This is a genomic window from Chitinophaga sp. (assembly GCF_035564935.1).
GTDB lineage: Bacteria > Bacteroidota > Bacteroidia > Chitinophagales > Chitinophagaceae > Chitinophaga.
The window spans coordinates 1-2,182 of sequence record NZ_DATMTE010000333.1 but is presented as its reverse complement, the minus strand read 5'-3'; the positions used below and the strand labels follow the sequence as shown (position 1 = coordinate 2,182).

Below are 2,182 nucleotides of genomic sequence, written 5' to 3'. Positions count from 1 at the left end.
TCCCGGGAAATCGTCGTTTTAATACTATGTGTTTAATTTTAATATTTATATTTTGCATACTTAAATTGTTAACTTAGATAACATTGCGTCCAACAGCAATATGCGGATAAGCGTAGACGCAGTGGTACATTTACGGTTGGTATCCCTGCCAGTCAACAACAAAACCTGCGGGATGTAAAACTGGATAATTACAAAACTGAGTTAGGTAAGTACCCGCAATATTTTACACCCGCAGCAGATAATAACAGTGCAAATTATTCGGTGAGCCTGCCAACTACTTTACAACTGGATGGTGATTATCACATCCGTCATGCTTTTTATGTAAATGCAAATGTACAGCTGGCCCTGGCGAACGGTGATAAAAAGCCTTACAATACGCAGTATTACAGCGGCTTTAGTATAACGCCACGTTACGATGGCCGTATTTTCGGATGTTTCCTGCCAATCAGCTACAACCAGTTATCTAAGCTGAATGCAGGCGCCAGCTTTCGTATAGGGCCGTTATTCCTTGGCTCCGGCAGCGTAATCAGTGCATTACTGGGTTCTTCTCATCAGCTGGATGGCTTTGTAGGTATACGTTTTGGCGGATTACAGAAAAGTAAATAACATTTAATTTTTAGATGGATTTAGATGTTTTGTTTTTGGAATACATACTTCCCTGAAACAAAACATCTAAATCTCTACACTTAAAAATCCCTAAATAATTGCTACCTTTCAACTTGCTAAAATAGTTCGAGGTGCAAGTTGGATTTCTTTGTTATAACGGTAAATATATTCCTGCAGCTGACCCGATTTTTACGGCAGATAATCGATCTTTCAGATACGGGGATGGCTTTTTTGAAACCCTGAAAGTATACCAGGGACGAGTATTGCTGGCAGACCTGCACTTTGAACGGCTGCTTGCCAGCTTACACCTGCTGCACTTTGATATCCCGGTTCATTTTACAAAAGCATATTTCGTTAAGCAGATACTGGAGCTCTGCAGCCAAAACAATGTATCACAACTGGCCCGTGTGCGCCTCGCTATATTCCGCTCTGATGGCGGTTTGTATGATCCTGTTAATAACCTGCCCAATTACATTATCCAATGCTGGGAATTAAGCAGAACCGTATTGGAGTTAAACAATAACGGCCTGGTAACGGATATTTTTCCCGATGTAAAAAAGAGCTGCGATAAACTCTCTGCTATTAAGTCAAACAACTGCCTGCCGTATGTAATGGCGGCAATGTATGCCAAGCAGCACCGGCTAAACGAAGCTATTTTACTTAATCCATACGGAAGGGTGGCCGACAGTACCATTGCCAATGTATTTGTAGTACGGAATAAAGTACTGTATACGCCGCCATTATCGGAAGGAGGCGTGTGCGGCGTAATGCGAAAATATCTATTGAAAACGGAACTGCCATTCAAAGTAGAAGAGAAACCCCTCAATATAGAAGACCTCGAAAATGCGGACGAAATATTTTTAACCAATGCCATCTATGGCATCCGCTGGGTAGGCCTTTTCCGCGACAGCAGCTACGGAAACGCCACTGCCGCTATCTTACATGAAGTATTGCATGAAGGCATACTGTAAAAAATAATCACCAGGATGGAACAGAAAATCAGTTTATGCTGGTTTCGCCGTGATCTGCGGCTGGACGACCAGGCAGCTTTCTATTATGCGCTACGCCCGGGTAACCCGGTTGTGCCGGTGTTTGTTTTTGATACCAACATTCTCAACGACCTGGATGATAAAAAAGACCGGCGGGTTACCTTTATTCATGAAGTGCTGGAAGAAATGCAGGCACAACTGGAAGAGCAAGGTTCATCGATAGATGTGTTCTATGGCACGCCGGAAGCCGCTTTCGAACACTGGACCCATAAATACAATGTAGCCGGTGTATATACCAATCATGATTATGAACCTTACGCAAAAATCAGGGACGCCGCAGTAGCAAAGCAACTCAGTAAAAAAGGAATATCGTTCCACAGTTATAAAGACCAGGTGATACTGGAAAAGGACGAAGTGTTAAAAGATAACGGTGATCCATATACGATATTCACGCCTTACAGCAGGAAATGGTATGATACCCTTACCTTTTTTCATCTCAAACAATATCCCTGTAAAAAATATTATCAGCATCTCTTTAAACAACAGGTAATAAAAATTCCTTCCCTCAGGGAAATGGGATTTGCCGC

General features: G+C 42.3%; 3 protein-coding genes. All 3 read left to right on the top strand.

The annotated features are described in order from the left end of the window. Positions 1-141: 141 nt before the first annotated feature. Positions 142-606, top strand: coding sequence for a DUF5723 family protein (locus VN105_RS08890; protein WP_325639980.1), 465 nt, complete (start codon positions 142-144; stop codon positions 604-606). Between the two features lie 131 nt (positions 607-737). After that, the gene (locus VN105_RS08885; RefSeq protein ID WP_325639978.1) at positions 738-1,577 is read left to right on the top strand and encodes an aminotransferase class IV; all 840 of its coding nucleotides are present in this window, start codon (positions 738-740) and stop codon (positions 1,575-1,577) included. A 15-nt stretch (positions 1,578-1,592) separates the two neighbouring features. Further along, positions 1,593-2,182: deoxyribodipyrimidine photo-lyase (locus VN105_RS08880; protein WP_325639976.1), on the top strand; the 590-nt coding region annotated here is incomplete at its 3' end.